The organism is Stieleria tagensis (assembly GCF_024129865.1).
Taxonomy (GTDB): Bacteria; Planctomycetota; Planctomycetia; order Pirellulales; family Pirellulaceae; genus Stieleria; species Stieleria tagensis.
The window spans coordinates 45914-71186 of the sequence record NZ_JAMYFE010000076.1; the positions used below are offsets into that span (position 1 = coordinate 45914).

Annotated in this window: 20 protein-coding genes; 5 read left to right on the forward strand and 15 right to left on the reverse strand. The window is 57.1% G+C overall.

Translation table 11 applies throughout. The features are described from left to right. Window positions 1-4 precede the first annotated feature (4 nt). The 4 genes from NHH03_RS18530 to NHH03_RS18545 form a co-directional block, all read right to left on the reverse strand. Complete coding sequence (locus tag NHH03_RS18530) at window positions 5-682, reverse strand: hypothetical protein (protein ID WP_253158483.1); 678 nt, start codon at window positions 680-682, stop codon at window positions 5-7. Continuing rightward, window positions 645-1166, reverse strand: coding sequence for a hypothetical protein (locus tag NHH03_RS18535; RefSeq protein ID WP_253158484.1), 522 nt, complete (start codon window positions 1164-1166; stop codon window positions 645-647). The genes NHH03_RS18530 and NHH03_RS18535 overlap by 38 nt, the downstream gene beginning before the upstream one ends. Before the next feature lie 73 nt (window positions 1167-1239). Next, window positions 1240-5217, reverse strand: coding sequence for an ELWxxDGT repeat protein (locus tag NHH03_RS18540; RefSeq protein ID WP_253158485.1), 3978 nt, complete (start codon window positions 5215-5217; stop codon window positions 1240-1242). 218 nt (window positions 5218-5435) lie between these two features. After that, the gene (locus tag NHH03_RS18545; protein ID WP_253158486.1) at window positions 5436-6608 is read right to left on the reverse strand and encodes a TIGR03032 family protein; all 1173 of its coding nucleotides are present in this window, start codon (window positions 6606-6608) and stop codon (window positions 5436-5438) included. 55 nt (window positions 6609-6663) lie between these two features. Between NHH03_RS18545 and NHH03_RS18550 the strand changes: the two genes are divergently transcribed. Next, on the forward strand, window positions 6664-7575 hold the full coding sequence (locus tag NHH03_RS18550) for an alpha/beta hydrolase (RefSeq protein WP_253158487.1): 912 nt from the start codon (window positions 6664-6666) through the stop codon (window positions 7573-7575). Here the strand turns inward: NHH03_RS18550 and NHH03_RS18555 are convergent, their stop codons facing one another. The 10 genes from NHH03_RS18555 to groL (NHH03_RS18600) form a co-directional block, all read right to left on the reverse strand. Beyond that, complete coding sequence (locus tag NHH03_RS18555) at window positions 7576-10494, reverse strand: DUF1559 family PulG-like putative transporter (protein ID WP_253158488.1); 2919 nt, start codon at window positions 10492-10494, stop codon at window positions 7576-7578. It abuts the gene before it with no gap. 17 nt (window positions 10495-10511) lie between these two features. Beyond that, window positions 10512-11069, reverse strand: a complete 558-nt coding sequence (locus NHH03_RS18560; RefSeq protein ID WP_253158489.1) for a hypothetical protein — start codon at window positions 11067-11069, stop codon at window positions 10512-10514. Beyond that, on the reverse strand, window positions 11053-11538 hold the full coding sequence (locus tag NHH03_RS18565; RefSeq protein ID WP_253158490.1) for an RNA polymerase sigma factor: 486 nt from the start codon (window positions 11536-11538) through the stop codon (window positions 11053-11055). Before NHH03_RS18565 ends, NHH03_RS18560 begins: the two co-directional genes overlap by 17 nt. A gap of 343 nt (window positions 11539-11881) precedes the next feature. Continuing rightward, complete coding sequence (locus NHH03_RS18570) at window positions 11882-12436, reverse strand: isochorismatase family protein (RefSeq protein WP_253158491.1); 555 nt, start codon at window positions 12434-12436, stop codon at window positions 11882-11884. 16 nt (window positions 12437-12452) lie between these two features. After that, on the reverse strand, window positions 12453-12767 hold the full coding sequence (locus NHH03_RS18575) for an FmdB family zinc ribbon protein (protein ID WP_253158492.1): 315 nt from the start codon (window positions 12765-12767) through the stop codon (window positions 12453-12455). Between the two features lie 204 nt (window positions 12768-12971). Next, window positions 12972-13550 (reverse strand): nucleotide exchange factor GrpE, encoded by a 579-nt coding sequence (grpE, locus tag NHH03_RS18580; RefSeq protein ID WP_261364348.1) that lies wholly within the window; start codon window positions 13548-13550, stop codon window positions 12972-12974. A gap of 44 nt (window positions 13551-13594) precedes the next feature. Next, the gene (gene dnaJ, locus NHH03_RS18585) at window positions 13595-14725 is read right to left on the reverse strand and encodes a molecular chaperone DnaJ (protein WP_253158493.1); all 1131 of its coding nucleotides are present in this window, start codon (window positions 14723-14725) and stop codon (window positions 13595-13597) included. 131 nt (window positions 14726-14856) lie between these two features. After that, window positions 14857-16476, reverse strand: coding sequence for a chaperonin GroEL (groL, locus tag NHH03_RS18590; RefSeq protein ID WP_315861468.1), 1620 nt, complete (start codon window positions 16474-16476; stop codon window positions 14857-14859). Between the two features lie 142 nt (window positions 16477-16618). Then, window positions 16619-16915 carry a co-chaperone GroES gene (groES, locus tag NHH03_RS18595; RefSeq protein ID WP_253158494.1) on the reverse strand — a complete coding sequence of 99 codons (297 nt, stop codon included), beginning with the start codon at window positions 16913-16915 and terminating at the stop codon, window positions 16619-16621. 74 nt (window positions 16916-16989) lie between these two features. Further along, window positions 16990-18696: a chaperonin GroEL gene (groL, locus tag NHH03_RS18600; protein WP_253158495.1), complete on the reverse strand. Its 1707-nt coding sequence runs from the start codon at window positions 18694-18696 to the stop codon at window positions 16990-16992. 677 nt (window positions 18697-19373) lie between these two features. Between groL (NHH03_RS18600) and NHH03_RS18605 the strand changes: the two genes are divergently transcribed. The 4 genes from NHH03_RS18605 to NHH03_RS28225 are packed head-to-tail and all read left to right on the forward strand — an operon-like array spanning window position 19374 to window position 24722. Further along, window positions 19374-21314 (forward strand): hypothetical protein, encoded by a 1941-nt coding sequence (locus NHH03_RS18605; RefSeq protein ID WP_253158496.1) that lies wholly within the window; start codon window positions 19374-19376, stop codon window positions 21312-21314. A 39-nt stretch (window positions 21315-21353) separates the two neighbouring features. Continuing rightward, complete coding sequence (gene polX / locus NHH03_RS18610) at window positions 21354-23087, forward strand: DNA polymerase/3'-5' exonuclease PolX (RefSeq protein WP_253158497.1); 1734 nt, start codon at window positions 21354-21356, stop codon at window positions 23085-23087. 20 nt (window positions 23088-23107) lie between these two features. Further along, window positions 23108-24100, forward strand: coding sequence for an HAD family hydrolase (locus NHH03_RS18615; protein WP_253158498.1), 993 nt, complete (start codon window positions 23108-23110; stop codon window positions 24098-24100). Between the two features lie 13 nt (window positions 24101-24113). Further along, window positions 24114-24722 (forward strand): cold shock and DUF1294 domain-containing protein, encoded by a 609-nt coding sequence (locus tag NHH03_RS28225; protein WP_315861469.1) that lies wholly within the window; start codon window positions 24114-24116, stop codon window positions 24720-24722. 32 nt (window positions 24723-24754) lie between these two features. On the opposite strand, the gene NHH03_RS18630 is transcribed toward NHH03_RS28225, so the two are convergent. Next, window positions 24755-24922, reverse strand: coding sequence for a DUF1328 family protein (locus NHH03_RS18630; protein WP_253158499.1), 168 nt, complete (start codon window positions 24920-24922; stop codon window positions 24755-24757). Between the last annotated feature and the right edge of the window lie 351 nt (window positions 24923-25273).

Sequence of the window (25273 nt, forward strand, 5' to 3'; positions counted from 1 at the left end):
CGTCCTAGGGGAGGGGTGGAAAGGGAGTCGAGCCGTCCGGCCGTGTGAGAAATTGTCCACGTCGCGATTCTACCAACTCAGCGGCAGATTGGAGCCAGGGCAAAAGCGATTGTGGCAATTCCGCCAGACCGACCCGCCCCATCACTTGGTTCAGTCGCATCAGCAGTCGCTGGTGGTCCAAATAGTCGTACAAGAATCGGGCCTCGGCATATCGTCGGATCGCGGCGGCCAAATCATGAGTCGGTTTGCCGGTGATCTGATTCACACAGCGCTGAATCAGTTCCGGCGAAGTGGAATCGACCAGGGCGTAGTACCGACTGGCAACGTCGGGATCGTCGCGGATCCAGTACGCATCGAGAAAAACTTCGATCAGGATGTGACCGACAAACATCGGGCGAAAGCCGCGGTCGCCGGGTAACAGGTCACGCAACTGCACGGCCAATTCCAAATTGGTTTCGACAAACGCAGCTGTCGTATGAAACCAGTGGTCGTCACGAATGTGATGCAGAATACCGGTTGCAACATCGCGGACCGCACTGTCGGACGAATTCAACTCGGCGACAGCCATTCGCTCGCGAGCCCGGATTTTGCGATCCACCACGCTCAACCAGTCGGGAACGGCCGTACTGACGGCGACCAGCGGTTCATCGAAGTACGGAATCGCGTGGCTCAGAAAATTCATGCGAATCAAGATAACGCTCGATCCCGCCATCCGGATAGCCGTCGTAAAAGCGACGAATCCAATGCCGACCGGACCAGCTCTCTAAATGTCGCTGCCAGCCGATGCGTTGCAAAAATCGATCGGAAATACTGGCAGTCGAAATGTGAGCGACGATCGCGCTGGCCCCACGCAAACAAGCAATCTCGTCCAAGACGCGACAGGCACCGATCAAGCTCTTGTAACCTGCGCGACGTCCGCTACGGATGTAGTCCAGCGTCAAAAATCCAGGCATCCCCCAAGGTTGGTGATAGTCCAACCAACACAGATTGTCGTTCGGCCGACCATAGCGACTTTGCCACCAAACCTGAGCCATCGACACACTGCCGGTCGACCAGCGACGTTCGATGCGCACCAATTTGCCAGCTTGCATGACGATCCGGCCACGCCGCCAGCGGCGAATCAACTCGGGGGCCTGATACGGGTTTTGGATCGAGCGAGACAGCATGGCGATGCGCGGTCAAGAAATTTCGGCAGTGGCAAACTGCCGAACTCTAGGCTCTCTAGCGAGTGCGGATCGACTAGAAATTAAGTTTCCGCCGGAAGTGCTGGCTCAACTGACCAAAGTCCAGACTGTCGACATCACCGTCACCATCAAAATCAAATTCTTCGTTGTAATCGGCTGATCCCAATGACTGCAGGAACGTCTGGGCAAACTGGCTATAGTCCAGTCCGTCCACGTCGCGATCACCGTCGACGTCGCCAAAGAAACGAAAGAATTGATCGTTCGGCGTGGTGCCGAATTGATAATCTGCCGCCATCACAGCACCACTGACCAGCGACGAGACCGAGGCACCGGCGATGGTCAATTGATAGTTCCCATCGGCCAGCGAGTGGCGCAGCCCCGTCGTGCCGTGTGGATCGCGATTGATCACCGAAGCGCCACTCGCAAAGGTCAATTCAACCAGCGTTTGTCCCGACTCAAATCGCGAGTTGACCTGGACCGAATTGACCGCTTGGCCGGTGTCGCGGTTGACCAACGAAATCGCCGATGCCGGAACGTCAATCCGCCCGTCCAATACGACCGTGACTAAATCCACCGTGGATCGTTGTGATTCCGGATTCGGCGGTTGCCCGACTTCGCCGCCGACAGAAACGGTGGCAACTTGCGGCGAGACCTCTTCGATTTGAAACAGCTCGCGACCGGCCGTCGGACTGGTCGCGACAAAATACATCCTGTCGTAGACCTGAATCAGATCGGTGGGATCGCTGCCGAAGAATTCTGTCGGATACAAGTCTTCGACTTGCAACGTATTAGCCGACGTCCCATCGGTAGCCCACAATTCTCGATCATCGAACCCGGATCCCGCGGCACTCAAGAGCAACCGTTTGCCGGTATCTAATAGAGGGACAGGTTCGCTCGCCCCGCCCGGCTGAATGTCTGCGACCTGAGTCGCGTTGCCGGCTGTACCGTCGGTCACCCACAATTCCCTGCCGGTGGTCCCGTCGTCGGCGGAAAAGAAGACTTGACCGAGAGCCTCAAAAAACTGATTCGGGAATGAACCTGACCCACCGGAATTGATGTCAGCAATTTGATAGGTCGAGATGTCAGTGCCGGTGGAGCGGAAGGGTTCAAAACCATCGCTGCCGTCATGTGCGGCGAAATACAACACGCCGTCAACATCTCTCAGGGCCAACGGATCGGAACTGTTGCCACCGGATCGAATGTCGGCGACCAAATCGATCCCCACGGAATCCCGTCGATAAAGTTCACGGCCAATCACATCGTCATCGGCTGTGAAAAATAGTTTGCCACCGCTGACCGTTAATTCCTCTGGATCCGACGATTGATTGGTCCCGTTGACAACCCTGGTATTGAGATCTTCTTCCAGCGTGATCGTGTTGCCATCGGTTGAAAACAATTCGCGACCATAGTCTTCGCTATCGGCACTGAAATACAGACGTCCCATGAACGAAGTCAATTCTCGCGGATCACTGCTGTCGGTCCCCGGAATCAGATCTTCGACCATCCTGGTTCCAGCCGCGGTCCCATCGCTGCGCCACAATTCGTTTCCAGATGGCCCATCATCAGCGACGAAGTAAATCGTGTGTCCGACCATCACAAACATTGTCCCGTCGGCATCCAACGGAACCGGGCGACGATCGGTCAACTGTGTCAACGAACCAGAACGATCGGTGAAGTAGACACCCCCTTGGGTGCCCAGAGAATTGTTGTAGAAAACAATCTGCTGCGACGAATCGTTGATCACACCTAGTTTGGAAATTTTGTCGGTACTGCTAGGGGATACATCCACCAACATCTCGGTCACGCCGGTCAACGTATCAGTGTGCCAAATCGCTTCGCCGTTCAGTCCATCGTTGGCGACATAGTACAGTGAGTTGCCAAACGCAAACACATCCGAAATATCGGCGTCACCGTTGGTTGGGTTGATATTCATTACCGGTGCGGTGCCGCCGGCGGTGCCATCGCTGATCCACAACTCACGATCTTGTGTCGAGTCCGTTGTGGTGAATAGCAACTCGCCACCGAGAACGCCAAACAATTCGGGAGCACCATCCAATGGCGCACCATACAGGTCGTTTCCGGGTAACGAATCAATCACCTGTACGGTCCCAGATTCGGTGCCATCGGACACCCATAACTCCAATCCATCGCCCAGCACATCGTCGGCGGAAAAGAACAGTTGGTTGCCGACAGCCGTCAATTGAAATGGATTGGAACTCCCCTGTGGCACGATGTCTTTGACCATCACCGTTCCGGCGGTCGTGCCATCGGTCTTGTGCAATTCACGCCCGGTATCGACCACGTGTGTGGTATTGGAATCCAAATCCGCGGTCAACGTCGCATTGACAATGAAAGCTTCATCGCCGCCAGAGGGATAATTAGGAAAGGTCGAATTTCCGATCGACAGACGCACCGTGGCGGTCGTCACTGCGGCGCCACCGGCATCTGACAAATTCACGTTGGCCGCATCACGCCCGGCATACCAATTGTTCAACGCGTCACCTGTGACGGTATCAGTCATCACGGGCGTCGAACTACCGTTGAGGAACAATTCAAACAATAACCCCTCGTCGAAAGCAGAAATAGGTTCTTCGTAGGAATTGAATTCATTCCCCGATGCAAACCCCGCGAACGAAATGTTCGACAGCCCGGCCGGGTCACTGATCGTCCACTCCCAGGCTTCCGTCGCAAGTTCGCCGGGACCAATGGCGTTCACGTACAGATCCCCGACTTCGACCGACTGCAATCCAACCCCCGCCGTTCCCGGTCTTGCACCGCTGCTGACCCAACCGGGCCCATCATCCACTCCACCTTGTTGGACGGCGTTGAAGGTATCGATGCCGGTAAAACTGGAAATCACTCCAGCCGACGCCGAGGTGGTCTGGGCGACAAGCCCGGCATCGCCACCGCTGACGACGGAGTTATCGGCGGTCAAGGTTGGCACGGTCGCGGAAACGGTGGTCACGGAAGCCGATCCGTTGGCGCTGAAAAACAACTCGTTACCGACAACGGCGAAGTCCACCGGCACCGATTCACCCAGTCCGCCGGTCGTGTCGGCGACAAAACTGATACTGTTGCCATCGGAGCGATACAAATGGCGCCCCGAGGTGCCATCATCGGCCGAGAAAAACAGGTCGCCGTCAAACGCGGTCAGCTCTCTCGGATCGGACGATCCCGAGGGGTTGAAGTCTGCGACCATCACCGTTCCAGCGGCCGTTCCGTCACTGCGGAACAATTCCACCCCACCGACGTAGTCTTCGGCTGTAAAGAAAAGTTGTCCGCCTACGTTCGTCAATGATGACGGGTTTGAACTGACCGAAGGATCATCGTCGGCAGGATCGAGGGGGTCGGCGCCTGGATCAATTCCCAAATCGGCGACCATCATCGTCCCGGCGGCCGTTCCATCACTCTTCCAAAGCTCGCGGTTGTAGTAGCCGTCGTCATAACTACTAAAGAACAGCGTGCCGTTGACGTCGGTCAGTTCCTGAGGACGCTCAAACACGGTCTGGTCGGAGTTGATATCTAACACCAACTGCGTTCCGCTGCTGGTTCCGTCACTGACCCACAACTCATAACTGGTCGACGGTTCGTAGGCGGTGAAGAAAAGTTTTCCGCCCGATTCCGTTAACTGGCTCAAATAATAGACACCGGCCGCATCGGCATCAAAAACTTTGACCGTTCCCGCTTCGGTTCCGTCGCTTTTCCACAGGTCCGTCTCGCTGTTTTCATCCAACGCGGTGAAGTACAACAGACCACCGACCGCGGTCAGATCTGACGGTGATGACGTGTCTGGACCTGGCAGCAAATCCTTGACCAACACGGTTCCACCGGCTGTGCCATCGGTTTTCCAAAGCTCGCTTCCGACCTGGCCGTCATCGGCGACGAAGAATGTTTCGTTTCCGATCGGCACGACTTGGTTGATGTCCGATGAAATCCCCAACTGGTTGATGTCGGCGAACAAGTCGATCGCATAGGTCAGCAAATTGCGCTGTTCCAATGTTTCGATTGCCGCGCCCAATCGTCGACGACGCAAGCGTTTGGATTTCGCCCCCCGCCGCTGCTTGGACTTTTGTTGACGCTCAAAGAGATCAACGGAAGCTGAACTTGTTGCAGATTGTCGCGATTGCGAACCGACCATAGGTGCATCTCAAGATAATATTGGGGCTTTGATTCCCGCTCCATTAGCAGACAAGGCCCGCAGTATAGCCGATAGCATCGGCGCTGCTTGTAGTTTCGGACGAATCGTTAAATCTACGTTCGCAACACGCCCAGCCCGCTTGATCGGGATACCAAATCCCCTACGCGGGACTCCGGCGGAACCACCCAAACGGGCATCTGTTGGTCCTCGCGTGGATAGGGACCACAGATCACGGGCCGTTTCGCTTGGGGCAAAACCTGGACGTCAAACAATTCCTCGACACCAGATTCAAATTCCAGAAACGCGACGCTTTGCCCAGACAGCAAATCAATCACCACGACTCCGCACCGCATCGCATCGGCGTCGCTACAAATCGGCACGCCACCGAACACCGAACTCTCCCGCGCCCGGCTCATCCCGACAAACGCAAATTGGCCGTGCATCGCCAAACCGCGTCCGTAGCCCGGGTAGTTCGCAACCTGTTCGACCTGGCCGCCCGCCGGGTCGACGCAAACCAAGCGTCCCTGACCGCTGTCCAACACAAACAGTTTGCCTTGGTGCAACCGTGGCGAGTGCGGCATACAAAAACCACGGGCTACGATTTCTCCGCTGTCGACATCCATCAACACCCCGCCGTCTGATTTGGTGGTCCGCCAGCCGCGTGGCGCGTCACTGGTGCCCAGCGCAGTGACATACTTGGGTTTCCCAGCCTGCATCGCCAAACCGTTCATATGGCAACGATCTTGGGGCGCAAGTTCGCTGATAAAAGGCGGTTTCCAACGCGGCAGGAAATTGAATTCCTGGTGCAACGTGACCAGGCAAGAGAACAAGGTGTTGACGATCCAAAGTTGGCCATCGGCGCCCCACTGCATTTCGTGCACATGAATGTTCCCGGTGACAAATGATTCTCGCGCCAGGTAGGCTCGGTCATAGGTCCCCGCCGGGTCAACCTGCGACGCCAACGAACCTGCGTCTCGCAGCATCCAAATCAGATTCGGTCCACCGATGGCGATCGAGGAACACTGCGGCTGGCCGTGTTCCGCAGCGGCGGGTAGGGGAGGGGCGATGCCCATCGCCTGTTGAAAGTTGGAGAACCCCAATCGCAATTGCCCAGCCGACGCAGCCACACTGACGACTTTCCCGGCCGCATAGGTTGACACCAACAAAGAACATCCAAGATGCTCCAAAATCGGAACAAATTTCTCGCTGTGTCGAAAATTGACCTCACGAACGACCGTTCCACCTGGTCGACTTGAATTCGAGTCGCCGTCATGCGCGTGTTCCATCAAACTCACTTGTGTTGCTTGAGAAAGCTTCTGCACCTCACTTACGGATCATCCGGTGACCACCGACAACCCACGTCCCGCCTCGCAGGATACGCAGCAAACCGACCAGCGGCCACCAGGTCCCGCAAAACGCCGTCGACATTGGGCGATTTCGATTCTTCGAATTGTCGTGATCGCTTACGCAACGATGCTGCTAATGTTGATGGTGATGGAATCGCGATTGGTTTATCCCGGCGCCTATGCCGAACCCCGCGATGTCCTCCGGCAATCCCAGGTTCAAGCGTTTGAGTATCCCGCTGCCGACGGCAGCACCATCACGGGGCGACGGGTCGATCGTGCCGGCAGCAATCGAACCGTGTTGTTTCTACACGGCAATGGAATTCGCGCGAGCTGGATGGACGACTGGACGTTGCAATTGAGTCAGCAACTTGATGCAAATGTCGTGACCGCTGAATACCGTGGCTTTGACGACGACGACGTCACTCCCACCGAAGCGAACTTGATCGCCGATTCGCTGGCGGCGCATGATGCCGTCTGCAAACTCTATTCGCTGTCACCTGAGGAGTTGATCGTCTACGGTCGATCGCTCGGCGGCGGCTGCGCTGCTGCGGTCGCAGCGGAAAAGAAATCGGACACGCTAATTTTAGATCGAACGTTTGATTCGGTCGTCGACGTCGCCTCCGACCGATTCCCAATGTTCCCGATCCGCTGGGTCATGCGCAACCGATTCGATTCAGTCAGCCGCTTGCAATCGTTCCAGGGCAAACTGATTCAAATCCATGGCACCCCCGACAGAATCGTACCGATCAAGAACGGCAAACGCCTGTTCGAATCGATTCCCAGCAGCGACAAACAGTTCATCGAAGTCCCCGGGCTATGGCACAACGATCCGATGTCGAACGTGACCTTGAAAAAAATCGCACAGCGACTACCGGTTCGCGCTGGTGTGGAGGCTTCCGCCGACTGATCACTGATCCGGGTTGGATTCGGCTGCCTTCAATGCATTCCAAAACGGTCGCAGGTCTTCCTTGCTACTGCCGGTGAACAGGGCATTCCAAGAGCCCTCCGGTTGAGCGAGCGGAAGCCGTCGAACGCGACCGTCACCAAACGCAACCGTAACCCGGTCATCTTCGATCGCCAAACCGTCGGTCGGTCTTGCGGGGTCGTATTGGAAATCATCGGGCGCTGTCCACGGGACCGCTCGCGACGGATCACTCTCCACCACAAAAATGGTGTTGGACAAACCATCGATCAAACTGCGGAACCTTTCGGCGCCATCGACCCCGAGTGCACAATCAGTCCCCTGCGGAGCCAATAGCGTGGTCATGCCGGCCGCCAGTTCAGTGGTCTTAGGGGTATGGGGAATCGAGGCATAGATTTCTGGCATCTGGTCGATCAGCAACTTGTTGTGGGGACTATCCCAGGGCTCATCCAACTTGAATCGTTCCCACAACGCCTGGCAACCGTCCTGTCTGATAAACGGCAATAGATGGACTCGCCAACTGAGCCCTTTGCTGACCGTGGTTCGGGGTCGACGGGCAAACGGGGGCATGGCGGCATAGGCGGAATGGTAGTTATGCAATGCCAATAGAATGCCGCCCATTCGCGTCTGTAGAACCGCTTCATTTCGTTGGCGAATCAAGTCTGACAGTCCAGAGACGGCCAAGGCGATGGCAGCGTTTCCCTGGTCCGAACCACTCCACCGCAATTGCAACCGGTCGCCGTCCAGATGGGTTGACAGTTGAGCCAGCGACTGATCGATCAAATCGCCCGTCTCAACACCGACCAGCCTGTCAAACATCACTTTGACAACGGTGTCCAAATCGGATTGCACACGCTTTGCCGCATCGTCTGAAATACATTGGATCACGATCTCGAGTGCGGGACGATTCAGATCGAAACGAATGCCTGCCCAGCGTGTCAGAGTCGCGGCGACAACGCTTGCTTCGCTCGACTCCTCGACCAAACTATCCTTCAGCGCCGATCGGGCGAGATCTGGAATGACCAAGAACGCGCCGATCGAGTCCTGGCCCATCCACTTGAGCGGCTCGACCAATTCAGGACTGTCTTGATTGGCAGCAGAAAGGATCGGCTGCAACAGGCCGGACGGCGTCCAGAGCAACGTCCCTGTCACCTCCGCAGTAGGATCGTCCGACGGCACACGATCCCCGCCCTGCGACAACATCAGTGCGGTGATCCGATCTCGATCCCGTTTGGTGACCTGTTTCCACCAATCACTTTCTGTCAATCGACTGAATGCCTGAGCGGTCGGAAGCTGGTAACGAATCAACGGCAATGATAACTCGGCCGGAGCGGATACGATTTCAGTCGCTGGGCTTGCGACGTCTAAACCTGCCGCCGTCAATACGATCCGAACCTGCTCGAATCCATTGCTGGCCGCTGTCAAAGTCGCGTTTCCGTCCGCGACGCGATAGTTGATCGCGTTGCCCGTGACCGGATCGATCGGCGCGGGCAACTGCAACTCGCCAAGCGATTCGGGTAATTTCCCATGCCTTGCCATGTGGTCGCGAATCGCTTCGATCGTCTGCAACAAAGCGAGTCGCTGTCCGACGCGGTGGCGAGCCATCGCCACGCTGCGATCGACGTCCAACATCAGCCAAGCAATCGCATTGTGAAGCTGCGGAAACTCTCGACGCGAGTCGAGTTGTCTTTGCGGTGCGGAGGGTTCATTGTGGGATGACTGACTCAGACGCCGCAATTGTTGCCTTTGAACCTGATCGTACAACTGAACGATCGCTTTGAAATAGCGTTCGTGTAGCGTAGCCTTCTGCAATTCCGTCTCGGTGAAACCGGCGAATTGCATCAGATACCGATCCGTCTCCTCACTGACCTTCGAGACATACAAAGCGACCGCGGCGCGACCGCCATGATCAAAAGCCTCTCTCAAATCGCAGTCTTCGAAAAGAGGGACGACCTGTTGAACAAAAGTGGACGGATCGATAGCCGCAATCCCAGGCTGTTGAAAAACACGCAACTGTGGAATTTGATAGAGCAATAATTGCTTGTGAAAATCGATCGCCGACGTTTGGTCGATCAGCGGGTCAGGAAGGCTACCGATCGCGTCATACAAATTAGGACACCCCTGATGGCAGATCAGATGCACTGCATCCTCAAAAGCCTCGCGAGCTACGTCTGCACCCACCGACGTCGATGGCAAAAAGGTATCCAACGACAGGTGATGAGCCAGATGAAATTCACGTCCAATCCAATCCTGCGCATCGTGAATCCGATCCTCGGAAAGCGCTAGTCGCGCTCGCAATGATTGAATTCGAGCGATGGTTCGACGGAACGCTTGCATTTCCGGTAGCAGATAATCCGCGGGCCGTGAAATTCGACGGGCATCTCGCTGCAGGTCGAACTTGCGGCAATGATGGGCTCGTTCTAGCAAGCGGTTTTGGAATTGAAAGTATTGCAAGTACTCCTTGACCTCGCCCACATCCAATTCATCGGGCGGCAAATGACGCCATCGATAGGGTGCAGGATCATAGTCAGACTCTCGGCTCATTCGCTCGACTTCTTGGGCATGAAAACGGTAGAGCCAATCCGCGGAAGCTTGTTGCTCCAAAAAACCCACCGCTTGCAAGTACCAGAGAGCGGCGTTGCCGTCGGTCATCTCATGATCGGGCGGCAGAAAAGATTGTGTCGCATCGCCGGCATTCCACTTCGCCGGATAGATCGTTCGCTCCGTCGCAATCAACCTGACCTGCCCATCCCGAAAGTAAGTCGTCCAACCGTCTTGTTGACGGTGGATTTCTCCATCTGTACCGTCGTCCGCTGTTTCCGGTGAGTCGCACCATCCCCAGGACGTCCCCCAACAAGACAGTGCCAGGGCGAGACAGGTGCACCAGAATCTTGTCGACCGCATTGCATCGCGCATCAGTTTTAGCCTCGTGGCGGAAAAAAATTGTAGGAAAGCGGGAATCTCGAACGGGCCGTCAACTGCTGGTGGGAATCCGGACCCTCGACGGCCATCCAACTCGCTCCGGGAATCCCGACCCCACCGGATTCACAAAAACGATCACCGGACTCATCATCCCACGCGAGCACATCGGCGCTGGCCACTCGCAGGGGCCCGTCATGCAAATCTCTGGAGGGCAAACGCTGGTAAGAGGGCTGCATCAAATCATTCACGGGTTGCGACTCCGTGGCTTCCGGAACGGAGCCATCCCCGGGTTGGACAACCGTCGTTTCGGCCATCTGCAAATTCCCGTCTGGCGATCGTGGCATCAACCAAGCCGTCACGCAGACACCAAGCAGGATGCCCACCGCGCAACCGGCGATGAACACCGGCCAGCGCGAACGGAGCCCTGGATTCGATGGAGTGACCGATAACTGCCGATCCAAGGACGCAAAAGTCGACCGGCGCCGCGATGGAATCGACTGACGCAGTGATTGTTCAAATTCCCGTAAATCCGGGGGCAGGTCAAATTCTTCGTTCATCTTGTTCCAGCAATTGTTTGAGCTTGGTGAGCGCTGCCTTGTAGCGTCGAAAGGCGGTGGCCACCCCACAATCGAACACTTCCGCTAATTCTTCAAATCCCATTTCACCCCAGACGCGAGCGACGACGATCTCACGTTCCTGGGCAGTCAACTTTTCTAGCGCGAGTTGCAGTTCCGCATTTTGCGTTGCCGGATCATCCCCCTGTGATTCAAACCACTGGGGGGCAAGACTCGCCGCGATCTGTCGGTGGTGACCGCGCCGCATTTCCGCACGAGCCACATTCAGTGCTTTGCATTTTGTCGTTCTGTACAACCACGCTAATGGATTCCGTGGCGATGTTGGCAACTGCGAAAGATCAACAAACGCAGCCTGCACGGCGTCTTCGGGGGATTGGCACCAGTTACGGGCAAACAACACCAACGCGTTGGCGTGCCGATCAAACAGTTCCGTAATCTGTGGGTGTCGCATTCCAGGTTGCCAAATCAAAAACCGGCCTTTACCAACAAGTCACCGGTCGGCAGCCAGTTTTCCATCACACAGAATTTTTTTTTCAGCCAGCAACATCAGACGAACTGGCGAGACCCGCCAACTGTCGCGGCGCGTACGATCGCGTGGTGCTAGATGATAGCGAAGACTGCCGCACGGGCGTGAACTCCGAGGTCGCAACCCGTTGGAGTTCAACCTTTAGGTTGTCTCGTCAGCACCGCCACCGATTCAAAACCGACACGCTAAAGCGTGAACTCCAGTGGTGCGTCCAGATTTGAATTTCGGGTCGACAATTCGTGGCGTAAGCTTCCAGCTTGCGACAGCACTAGCGGGATTTGACCAACCGACTGATGGCTTTGAATTGCGGGTGCTGGGCGGTCCGGAGCCATTGAAACAGCACCGATTCGACGCTGGAGATGACCACACCCATCGAACGCATCTGCTCGATCGCCAGTTCGTGTTCTTGCCCGCCGCGGGCCGCCACGGCTTCGGCGACGACGATTGGCTGCAGTCCTTCCTCGACCAGGTCCATCACCGTCTGCAACACACAGATATGGGTCTCGATTCCACAGACCAGGATTTGAGTCCGCCCGTCGGCAACCCATCGATCAAGTTCGCGCCGGCAGACGGCGGCGGAAAAATCCAACTTCTCTTCGGCGTGGGGAAAACGCTGATCAAGCGGCGTCACCAGTGGGCCAAGCCCCTGCGGATACTGCACCGTCGCGGCCGACGGGATGTCCAACAGGTCGGCGGCCTGCAAAAGCATCTCGGTCATCTCGACCACATGGTCGGCCGAACGAATCGCCGGCACCAATCGCTGTTGCAGATCGACTACCAAGATCGCCGAACGCGTGGCGAGAATGCGCTGTGAGGATGACATCGGCTACACCTGGCAATCAATCGCCGGAACTGGACTTCTTTTCGCTTTTGGCCGGCTTGGAATCGCTGGACTTAGACTCCGATTTCGACTCCGATTTTGAATCACTGTTCGATTTCTTATCCGCTTTCGCAGCCTTCTTGTAACCTTCGCTGCGGTAATCGGTTTGATAGAACCCACTGCCTTTAAACATGATCGCTGCGCCGGTGCCAAACAGTCGGCGCAGTTTCAATTTGCCACATTCAGGACACTTCTTTTTCACCGGTTCATTGATGCCTTGGAACAATTCCATCGCATGTCCACAGGCATCACATTCGTAGTCATAGGTTGGCATTTAAGCGATTCCAATATCGATTCAATTTCAACGATCAAGCCAGAACACAACACATTCCAAACGCACGTCTTTTGAAGCCCGCGTTTTTCATCACAACCCGACGCGTGAGCGAGGGATTTAGGGTGTTAACGGGATCCCTCGCTGACGCTTCGGGTTACCCAAAAACAATGCCCCACTCAAAACCGCAACTTCACGACGCGCGTCTTACGAAGCCTGGCCGGTGCTGACGACCACTTGGCTAGGACGCAGGACCCGGTCGTGCAATTTAAAACCGCTGACCGCGACATGAGCCACTTTGCCACTCTCAACCGCACTGGGCATTTGCGAGATTGCTTCGTGAAAATTCGGGTCAAACTCCTCGCCTTCGGCAGGGATTTCGACCACCCCGTACTTCGCCAACACGTCATCCATCTGCTTCACGACCATCGCCACACCGTCATGCAGCCCGGCGCTCTCTTGACCGCTGGCGGCGGCATCAAGTGCACGATTTAGATTGTCACGCACCTGCAAAAAATCGATGATCAAATCGGTCGACGCAAACTTGAGTTGGTCTTCGTAGTCGCGTCGCATCCGCTTGCGAAAATTTTCGGCGTCGGCCTGGGCCTGCAAGACACGCTTGTCGGCTTCGGTCACGCTGCGTCGCAAACGGTCCATTTCTTCGTCACGTGTTTCAGGGATCTCAGACACCGATTCATCCAAAAATGCGTCGTCGAAAGAGTTTCCCGCATCGGAGTCTGAGGCAGCCGATTCACGTTCAAATTCGGATGTTGTTTCGTCACTCATGATTGTTTATTGGGGATGAGAGAAAGCTGTCGTAACAGGTCGATCTAAAACAGGTCGGCGACTTTTTCCAGAAACGTTTTGCGATGCGGCAAGACGGATTCGGCATCCAACTCTGCCAACTGCCGCAACAATTCTTCTTGTTCGCTAGAAACCTTTTTCGGGACTTCGATGAACACTTGGATCAATAAATTACCCGGCCGTCCGCCGCGATGGTCGACGACACCCTTGCCGCGAATGGTGAACACGTCGCCGTTCTGGGTGCCCGGTTCAATCCGCAAGGTTTCCGGCCCGTCCAGCGTCGGCACTTCGATCTCCGCGCCGAGCGCCGCTTGGCTATAGGAAATCGGCAATTGCAGGACCAGGTTGGTAGCGTCACGCTTGAACAACTGGTGCTCGGTCACGCTGATAAAACAGTAGCAGTCACCGGGCGGCCCACCATCGGGGCTGGCTTCGCCTTCGCCCTGGACACGCACCCGCATGCCGTCATCGACCCCGGCCGGGATCTCGACGGTCAGTTCTGCTTTTTCCGCTTGGAACCCACTGCCACGACAATCACCGCAGGGTTGGCTGATCTGTTGGCCGGTGCCGCCGCAGTGTGGACAGGCGGTTTGCACGCGTAGGATTCCGGCCGACTGCACGACTTGGCCGCGACCGCCACAGGTGGAACAGGTTTCCGGCTGGCTGCCCGGCGCCGCGCCACTGCCTTCACAGCTGTTACAGCTGACGTTACGGCGAAAGGAGATGTCTTTGCTGACCCCCTTGGCTGCTTCCTCCAGGGTCAACGTCACGTTGCAACGGATATCCGCGCCGCGTCGCGCCCGCCGTCGACGCCCACCACCGCCGCCGCCACGCCCGCCGAACAAGTCGCCGAACATCCCGCCACCGCCGCCGAACATCTCTCCGAATGCTTCGAAGATGTCTTCGACATCGTTGAACTGGGACGCGCCACCATCGACACCGGCATGACCATAACGATCGTAGCGAGCGCGTTTGTCGGAATCGTTCAAGACCTCATAGGCCAGCGACGCTTCCTTAAAACGCTCGACCGCATCTTCGGCCTTGCTACTATCGGGGTGGTACTTAATCGCTAGCTTTCGATAGGCTCGATCGATCACGATCTTACTGGCGCCACGTTCAACGCCTAGGACTTCGTAGTAGTCTCGCTTTTCGCTCATCAGCAATCGCGGCGAATACCGCTCAAATGCACGGTGCTAGGGAACACCGCGGGGATCGGATAAAAAAACGGGTCGCGTGCCGATGGTCAGGCAGCGACCCGCTATGTCAATGACACGGATGTTCCGAGCGACTAGGAAACCATTCCTTCGACTGGAACCTTATCCTTGTCTTCTTGATCGAAGTTGGTCACCAATGCTTCGGTGGTCAACAACAGGCCGGCGATGCTGCCGGCGTTGGTCAATGCGGTTCGCACCACTTTGACCGGATCGATCACACCGGCTTTGAACATGTCGCCATATTCAGCGGTGTAGGCGTTGTAGCCGATGTTGGCAGCTTTTTGGCTGACTTCATCAACAACGACACTGCCATCGATCCCGCCGTTGTCGGCGATCTGCTTCATCGGAGCTGCCAGTGCACCGAGCACGATATCGACGCCGATTTTCTCGTCGCCACGCGCCTTGCTCTTGGCCGCTTCGACAGCTTCTTTACAGCGAACCAACGCCACACCACCGCCGGGCAGGATGCCTTCTTCGACGGCTGCACGGGTAGCGTGCAAGGCGTCTTCCAAACGCGCCTTGGTTTGCTTCATTTCCGCTTCGGTTTCGGCACCGACGCTGACCACGGCGACACCACCGGAAAGTTTGGCCAAACGCTCTTGGTACTTTTCCTTGTCGTAATCGCTATCGGTCTGCTCGATCTGAGCTCGGATTTGGGCAACGCGTGAATCGATCTCGCTGCGTTTTCCGCCGCCTTCGATGATCGTCGTGCTGCCCTTGTCGACCGTGACGTTTTTGGCTCGGCCGAGTTGTTCCAGCGTAACGTTTTCCAGTTGGATGCCCAAATCTTCGCTGATCAGCGTGCCGCCGGTCAGCGTCGCGATGTCACCCAACATGGCTTTGCGACGATCGCCGAATCCAGGTGCCTTGACGGCACACACGTTCAACGTTCCACGCAATTTGTTAACGACCAACAAAGTCAACGCTTCGGCGTCAACGTCTTCGGCGATGATCAACAACGGCTGACCGGTCTGAGCCGATTTTTCCAACAATGGGACCAAGTCACGGATGTTGCTGATCTTCTTTTCGTACAACAGCACCAACGCGTTTTCCAGGTTGGCTTCCATCGTGCCCGGGTCGGTGATGAAGTAAGGCGAAATGTAGCCTTTGTCGAACTGCATCCCGTCAACGTAGCTGACTTCGGTGGTTCGCGACTTGCCTTCTTCGACGGTGATCACACCGTCTTTGCCGACTCGCTCCAGAGCGTCGGCCAGCAACGATCCGATTTCGTTGTCGTTGTTGGCACTGATCGCACCGACGTGAGCCACTTCGGCCTTGTCTTGTACGGGACGACCGAGTTCTTGCAAGTGATCACAAGCAGCTTGGACGCCGATTTCGATGCCGCGACGGATCGCCGTGGGGTTGCTTCCGGCGACGATGTTACGAAGACCTTCTTTGAAGATCGCACGTGCCAAAACCGTGGCGGTGGTGGTTCCATCACCGGCCAGATCGCTGGTCTTTTGCGCGACTTCGATCACGAGCTTGGCGCCCATGTTTTCGAAGCGGTCTTCGAGTTCAATTTCTTTTGCGACGGTCACGCCGTCTTTGGTGACGGTCGGGCCGCCGAACGATTTATCGATGATGACGTTGCGGCCGGTCGGACCCATGGTCACGGCGACAGCGTTGGCCAATTTGTCGATTCCAGCCAGCATACGTGCGCGGGCATGGTCTTCGAAAAGGAGTTGTTTTGCCACGAGAGGATTCCTCTAACAGTGAAACGATTACTGAATGAACGCATCCGAAACGCTTTTGACCCAACCGCCACGTTCGGCTCACGCCCGGCCACGAAAAGGGCAGGGCGGAGCAGGGGAGGGCAGTGTGGTCGCTGGCGTTTGCTTACAGGACCTTTGCCAGGATGTCGCTCTCGCGAAGGATCTTCATTTCCTGTCCGTCGACTTCGATGTCGCTTCCGCCGTACTTTCCGTAAATGACCGTGTCGCCCACGTCGACACTCAACGTGCCGCGATTGCCGCTCTCGAGCAATTTGCCCGGGCCGACGGCAACGATCGTGCCACGCTGTGGTTTTTCTTTGGCCGAATCGGGAAGCACGATGCCACCTGCGGTGGTGGTTTCCGCTTCAACGGGTTGAACTACGACGCGGTCATCCAGGGGACGCAATTTCAGGTTTGCCATGATTGTTTGAAAATTTGTAAATGTTGTATTGGTTTTGTGTTTGTGATTGAGTCAGTGCATCGGCCGACAGCGGCTTACATCATGCCCGGCATTCCCATGCCGCCCATGCCACCCATTCCGCCCATGCCACCCATGCCCGGCATTCCGCCGCCCATGCCGTGGTCGTGGTGATCTCCACCCGCTTCTTCTTCCTCGACAGGGATCTCGACGACCAATGATTCGGTCGTCAGCAACAGTGCAGCGACACTCGCGGCATTTGCCAGCGAAGTCCGCACGACTTTGGCCGGATCAACGATACCGGCTTGCAACAGGTCACAGTACTTGTCGGCGTTGGCGTCGTAGCCCTCGGTCTTGCCTTTGAGCTGCAAGACACGGTTGACGACAACGGCTCCGTCCAGACCGGCGTTGTTGGCGATCGTACGCAGCGGCTGGTCGAGCACATTGCGGATGATTCGCACACCGAGCTTCTGGTCGCCTTCGAGCGTTTTCTCCAACTTCTCAACCGCGGCGCGGCAGCGAAGCAGAGTGGTTCCGCCACCGGGGACGATGCCTTCTTCCAGAGCCGCTTGGGTTGCCGCACGAGCGTCGTCAATCAACGCCTTGCGTTCTTTCATCTCGGTTTCGGTCGCGGCACCGACATTGATCTGAGCCACGCCGCCTGCCAACTTGGCCAAACGCTCTTGCAATTTTTCGCGATCATAGTCGCTGTCGGTCTGATCGATTTCGCGACGAATCTGTTCGACACGACCTTCGATATCCCCTTTCTTTCCGGCACCGCCGACCATGGTCGTGGCGTCGCTGGTGATACGAATCTTTTTTGCGCGGCCCAAGTCGGACAACTTGACGCTTTCCAGATCGATCCCCAGGTCTTTGAAGATGGCCTTGCCACCGGTCAGGGCTGCGATGTCGCCCAGGATTGCCTTGCGGCGGTCACCATAACCCGGTGCTTTGACAGCAGCCGCACTGATGATGCCACGCATTTTGTTCACAACCAAGGTTGCCAACGCTTCGCCTTCGACGTCTTCGGCGATCACCAACAAAGGTTTCTTTTCTTTGCTGATCGCTTCCAACAGCGGGATCATTTTCTTGTTGTTGCTGATCTTGTCTTCGAACAGCAACACATAGCAATCTTCCAGTTCGACGGTCACATTGTCTTGGTCGGTGACAAAGTGTGGCGACAGGAATCCGCGATCAAACTGCATGCCTTCGACGATGTCGACGTAGGTCTCGTTGGACCGACCTTCTTCGACCGTGATCACACCGTTCTTGCCGACTTTGGTGAAGGCGTTGGCCAACACGTTGCCGATTTCGGGATCGTTATTACCGGCGATCGTAGCGACTTGCTTGATTTCGCTCTTACTCTTTTCGTTGACCGGCTTGGCCAACTTTTGGATCTGGGCCGTCGCGGCCTCAACGCCTTTGGCGATACCACGCGAGAGCGCCATTGGATCGGCACCGGTGGCAATCATCCGCAAGCCTTCACGGTAGATCGCTTCGGCCAAGACCGTTGCGGTCGTGGTTCCGTCACCGGCTACGTCGTTCGTCTTGCTGGCAGCTTCTTTGACAAGTTGAGCCCCCAGGTTTTCGAACGGATCGTCCAGATCGATATCTTCAGCGACGGTCACACCGTCCTTGGTAACTTTGGGCGACCCCCAGCCTTTGTCCAGAACGGCATTTCGGCCGCGAGGACCAAGTGTGCTCTTGACGGCTCGCGCCAATTTGCTGACGCCTGCCAACAGTGGCCCGCGGGCGTCGTCGTCGAAAACGATTTGCTTTGCCACGACGTTGTTACTCCTGTGGATTGCAATGCATCCTGGCGAAGCCGGGATGATTCAAAAGGGGAAAAATGGGATGGACCGGCGACTCGCCGCCGGGGAAGTGATCGTGTGAACGGAACGCGGGCGCCGCTGGTTCAGTCAGCCATCAGCGACGGAATGACAGTTCCGCTTATGGATCGGCACACTTAGCAACCGGCGTGCCAAGCCGCGCGGTGCGGCAACAAATTTCGTGGGTCGCGTGGGTTTCTTTTGCTGAAGATCGCCGAAAGCGGCACACATTGCACCAAAATGAAAACTTCACGCTCCCGTTGCGCACCGCCAAATTTGCACGGCGAACGATTGCACGGTCCAGGGCGGCAGAGCCTAACGGGCGTGTCACGTTGGCAGAAGACCCCGAAATCCCATTCTCAACGACTATCTGGTAAATGCGGCAGCCAGAGCGTCCGCCGCGAAACTGTCTGCAAGGGACATTGCCCGACCGGCGAAACCCCTACCATCGCTACCGCATGGCCGAAAACGCTCTCCAACTGACTGCACAGGCTCATGAAATCGTTGACCAAAGACTATCTGCAGCGTCCACTAAAGCGGGAGAAGTGTGGATTTTCCGCAACCTGGCTCCCCCCAATTGGTAGACTCATTTAACCATTGCTGTTTTGAAACGCTGTTCACGGGAACGTCGCATGTCCACATGCCGGCCAACAAGTCACTCATTCGCCCTCGCAACTCTGGCTGCGGTCGGGGTGCTGCTGGGCAGCTCGCCGGCCGGCGCCGGCTGCCTGGACTGCCTGTTCGGACGCTCGAATAGCTATTCAGCAAACTACCCCTACGCGGGCTACGGGTACCAACCCTACGGGCTGCCGGGATACAACTACGGAGTTCCGGCTGCTGCGCCAGCGGTCGCTGCACCGGTCTACCCACCGCAAACGCTGGCCCCGCCCACCCTATATGCCCCCTCGGCAGCGGCGCCGGTCACGCCCAGCCCGATCACGCCCAGCCCGATGGCTACCTCGGGAGTCGTCCAGGCCCAGCGTCCCGCTTATTCCTATGCCTCGCCGGGATCGCTTGTCCCTGGTTCGTATGGCACCGTGCAGTCCTTCGACAACCCTTCGGTGTACACGGGTTTGCCGGTCACTGCCGGAATGGCAACCGCGGCGCCGCAAACCGCCTACCGATTGCCGCTGGCGGGCACGACCGAGCCACTGAACACCTCGCCGGGCTATAGCTACAGCCAGCCCTACGTCACGGCCAATCGAGTCCCGATCGCTGAAACCCTCCGCGGCAACGCGGGCGTCAACCCGATCCTGCCGTCGACCTATTCCGCTTATTCGCCAGCTGTCGCCCCGGTCAACTACAACGCGCCGGTGACGAATTATGCACCGGCCGCTAACTACGGATCGACCCAGGTTTTGCCACTGGCGGCCAGGCCACAACGCACCTTCGGGTCTGGGCTTTCGCGGTTCTTCAACTCGATGCTTGGCAACGACACCAATTACACCAGTTCCTACTACAGCGCACCGATCACCTACTATCGGCCGCTGTCGTCCGTCGATCCGGTCAGCGGCACCACCGTCACCGTCCAGCAACCTTGCAGCTCGTACGTGCAACAATTGCAGCGGGTGCCGTACAACAGTTTCCAACCGCCCCAGACGGCTCCGATCGCGCCACCGCAATTCAGTCCCAATCCCTGTCCGACGGTCCCCGATCCCTGTGCCGTTCCTATCGCAGGCACTCCCGGAACGTTTTCACCGCCCGGTAACACACCCGGCTACTTCGGGCAAAGCTCGTTTGGTGACGTGGCTCCGGTTGGCGGCTATTCAAACTCGGGTGACCCCGGTGCGACACTGATTCCATCCACCGTCCCCCCCAGCGAAGCGCCCGCCATCGCCGCCCCACTGACTGGCAGCGACTCACCTGCCGCCGATCCGTCGGACCAACAACGCGTGCCACAGCCACGGCTGGAATCAGAACGGCCACCGATCAACGACCCGGTGGACAGCGATTCGACCAACAGCGAAGGGGCTACCAACAACCCGTACGAACAGTACTACCGCAATCCCAACACCGACTCGTATCGCTATGACGCGCCAGCGGCGACCGAGCCCGATGACGCCGATGCATCGCCGATCCAACTTGATCCACCAGTGCTGGGCCAAACACGTGGTGCCAACCCCAGTGACCTGAACCAACGTGACGAGCAATTCACGACCAACACGCCGCCCCAATACGGCGCCCCCCAGTACAGCACACTGCGTCCGATCGGAGTTCCCACCCAAACACCAACAGCACAGACGCCAGCAATTCAGACGCCAGCGGCCCAACCACAGACCGATGTGATCGCGCCGCCACTGTTGCCGCCACCGTCACAGCCCGCACCGCGATTGTCGCCTTCGCCAACGCCCAATTTCTCGAACCCCAGCTCGTCCAATCTGTTTCGAGGCGGCGAATCATCGGCGGCGGCCCGATCGCCACAACAATACCGCGTCAGTGCCCCTGTCCGGGAAGCCACGCTTCGCGGACAATCGGTACGTCAAGTTGCTGCCTGGGAAGACGCCCAGCCCGCATCACCGCCTCGCCCCCCGGCGATCAAACGCGACAGTGGTGGCTGGTTGCCGGCGCGGTAGGGCATTGCCACATTCGCCCCCTTCTGAAAGAACGCACGGATGGACAACTCCGCGATCGCGAACATCTTCGACGAACTTGCCGAACTGCTTGAATTCAAAGGCGAAAACCCATTTCGCATCCGCGCCTACACGCAGGGCGCCAAAGCGATCCGCGAGCTCGACGAATCGGTCGCCGACATCGTGGCCGACCCCGATCGCAAGCTTTCCGATCTGGCCGGAATCGGCAAAACGCTGGCGGAGAAAACCGAGACTCTACTGGCCACTGGCAAACTTCCCCAGCTGGAAAAACTGCGTGAAGAAGTCCCCGAGGTCATGATGCAAATGGCCCGAATCCCGGGTCTGGGTGCTAAGAAAGCCGCCAAGCTACAGCAGGCATTGGACATTGATTCGCTAGCCGACTTGCGAGCCGCATGCGAAGCCGGATCGGTCGCCAAACTCAAAGGGTTTGCCGCCAAGACCGAGCAGGCCATTCTGGAGGGTTTGGCAATTGCCGAACAGGCCGCCGAGCGGATCTATTGGTCGACCGGAAATGAATTGGCCGCCGCAATCGGCCGGCACATGAAAGCCTGCCCGGCAATTGAAACGATGCAGTGGGCCGGATCCTATCGCCGCGGTCGCGAAACGATCGGCGACTTGGATTTACTGGTCGTCGCCAGCGACCGTGATGCCGCGATGGACCACCTGGAATCGTATCCCGATCGATCGCAAACCATCGGCCGTGGCGAGACCAAGATCTCGATTCGTGTCGGCAAAGCCTTTCAAGTTGACATGCGCTGTGTCGAAGCCAACCAATTTGGCGCCGCGCTGCAGTACTTCACCGGATCCCAAGCTCATAACATCCACACCCGCCGACTGGCCAAAGAAAACGGACTCAAGATCAACGAGTACGGCGTGTTCAAAATCGACGACGACAGTCAAGTTGCCGGGGCGAGCGAGGAAGACGTTTATGCCGCGATCGGATTGCCGTGGATTGCTCCGGAGCTGCGCGAGGATCGCAATGAATTCAAACTGGCCCAACAGGACGCGCTGCCCGAACTGATCCAGCTTGGCGACATCCGCGGTGACCTGCACATGCACACCACCGCCACCGACGGCCAGAACACGATTCGTGAAATGGCCGATGCCGCAATCGCCCGCGGCATGAAATACATCGCGATCACCGACCACAGTAAACGGGTCAGTATGGCGATGGGACTGGACGCCGCGCGACTTCGTGAGCAGTGGTCGATGATCGATGAAATCCGCCCCGAATACGACGATCGACTGGTCATTCTGAAAGGCATCGAATGCGACATCCTGGAATCCGGTGAAATGGACCTGGACGATGACGTCCTGGCGGAATCCGATTGGGTGTTGGCCAGCGTGCACTATGGACAACGCCAATCGCGGGAGAAAATCACCGCGCGGATTCTCTCCGCAATCGAGAATCCCTACGTCACCTGTATCGCCCATCCGACAGGCCGATTACTCAACCGTCGCCCGCCGTACGATGTCGATATTGACGCCGTCATGAAAGCCGCTGCGGCCAACGGTACAATGTTGGAACTCAATGCCAATCCAGCCCGGCTCGATCTGAACGACGTCCATTTAGCGGCTGCCAAAAAAATGGGCATCCCGATCGTGATCAGCACCGACGCCCACACGATCGATGGCATGGACGTGATGCAATACGGCATCAAACAAGCACGCCGCGGCGGGTTGACCCCGACCGACGTCGCCAACACCGGAACCTTTCAACAATTCCAACAACTGGCCGCAGCAAAACGCGGCTAGCCACCGAGCACATCAGACTTATGAACACCTTGACCTATCGACTGTTATTGCTTCTCGCCCTGTCTGGGTTTGCGGTAGCGTCCGATGCTGCCGACCCGTTGCCTTCCTGGAACGATGGCGACAACAAGTCCGCGATCATTAGCTATGTCCAGAAAGTGACGGAAGCGGGATCATCGGATTTCGTCCCCCAAGCCGATCGGCTCGCGGTGTTCGACAACGACGGCACGTTATGGACCGAAGCGCCGCTGCCGCTGCAAGTGGATTTCATGTTCCATGAAGTCAAACGCCGCGCGGCGATTGAACCCGACTTCGCCGCTGAGCCGATGGTCAAAGCGGCCTTGGCCGGTGACACTGCAAAACTACTGGAAAACCATTATGCCGGACTGTTAAAGCTTTTGGAGCTGACGCACACCGGCATCACCACCGACGAATTCCAGCGCCGTGTGAAAGCATGGATCCCTAGCTTCCAACAGCCCAAGGGCGGGAAGGGTCTCGCAGGCGCCACCTTCCAACCAATGCTGGAACTGTTGGAATACCTGCGTGCAAACGGCTTCAAGACGTACATTGTTTCCGGCGGCGGGATCGATTTCATGCGTGTCTTCGCCGAACAACTCTATGGTATTCCGCCGGAACAGGTCATCGGATCGAGTATGGCGGTCAAATTTGAAATGATGAACGACGCTGTACCAACGCTGATCAAGACCAATGAATCGCTGTTTGTAGACGACAAACTCGGCAAACCGGTCGGCATCTATCGGCACATCGGACGTCGACCGATTTTTTGTGGCGGCAACAGCGATGGTGATCAAGCCATGTTGGAGTACACCACCATCGACAATCCCTATCCAAGCTTTGGCTTGATCGTGCATCACACCGACGCCCAACGGGAAACCGCGTACGACAAAAAACCACCTGCCAGTGGAACGTTGATTCACGCGTTAGAAGCCGCCCCCGAACAGGGTTGGCACGTCATCGACATGAAAGCCGACTGGAAAACAGTGTTCAAGAAGTAAACGGAATCGACGGATGCAAGTGCAAGGAACGCTGGTGCGATGGAATGACGAACGAGGATTTGGATTCATTCAACCCGCCGGCGGCGGCGAAGACGTGTTCGTTCACATCAGTTCGTTCTCTCGCTCTCGGCGACGCCCGATCCAAGGCGATCAGCTGGACTACCAGACCAGACCGGGGCGAGACGGCAGACTACAAGCCGTCCGAGTCAGCTTTGCCGGGGCCGCTGCTGCAGTCGGACAATCACAATCGGGGCTGCTGAGCTTCAGTGTAGTCGTCGCAGGCAGCTTCTTAATGGTCGTTGTCGGCCTGGTGCTGATGAAACTGGTTCACCCGGCAGTCTTGGCGGTGTATCTGGTCACCAGTCTGATCGCATTCGTGATGTACGGCGAAGACAAATCGGCGGCACGGAACGGACGTTGGCGAACGTCCGAGGCGACGTTGCATTTGGTGGAACTACTCGGCGGATGGCCGGGCGCGCTGGTCGGCCAGGAGTTCTTCCGTCACAAGACAAAGAAGCTGTCGTTCCAAATCGACTTTCTGTTGATCGTGTTGACCAACTGCGCCGCTTTGGCATGGCTGACCGCGCCACTGCGAGACTTGATGTTGTCGTTGATCAACTGATTTGCCTCGCGATGACTGCCCGCGTTCACCCTTTAGACCACCGGTCCACGACGACCGAAGATCAGGCTGAGCACGAATAGCACCAGGAACACAAAGAACAGGATCTTTGCGATACCAGCGGCTCCCGCAGCGAGGCCACCAAAACCAAGTACACCGGCGATCAATGCGATGACCAAAAACGTTAATGCCCAACCTAACATGAGACTCTCCCAAGGCTTGTATTTCGATTTCGATGGGGTAGCGAACTTCACTGACCCGATCGAATCAACCTCATTCGCGAATGGCGTGCCAAACTCCGGATGAGCGTGGCCGACCTGACTTGGAAAACTCCGGATGGAACTGAAAACAAGCTGATTTCCCGATCTTTAGCACGCCCGCAGCCAGCAAACTCGTGTGCCCGAACGGTTGATCCCCGGCGTTCCCAAGTCCGCTTGGACGGCCAATTTGTTGGAAGCAGAACGACCAGATTGGGTTTTCGGCAGCCACAATTCGAGAGAGAGTCCCCATCACGGCGACGCACTCGAACAATCCGGCCCGCCGCGACACAAGGC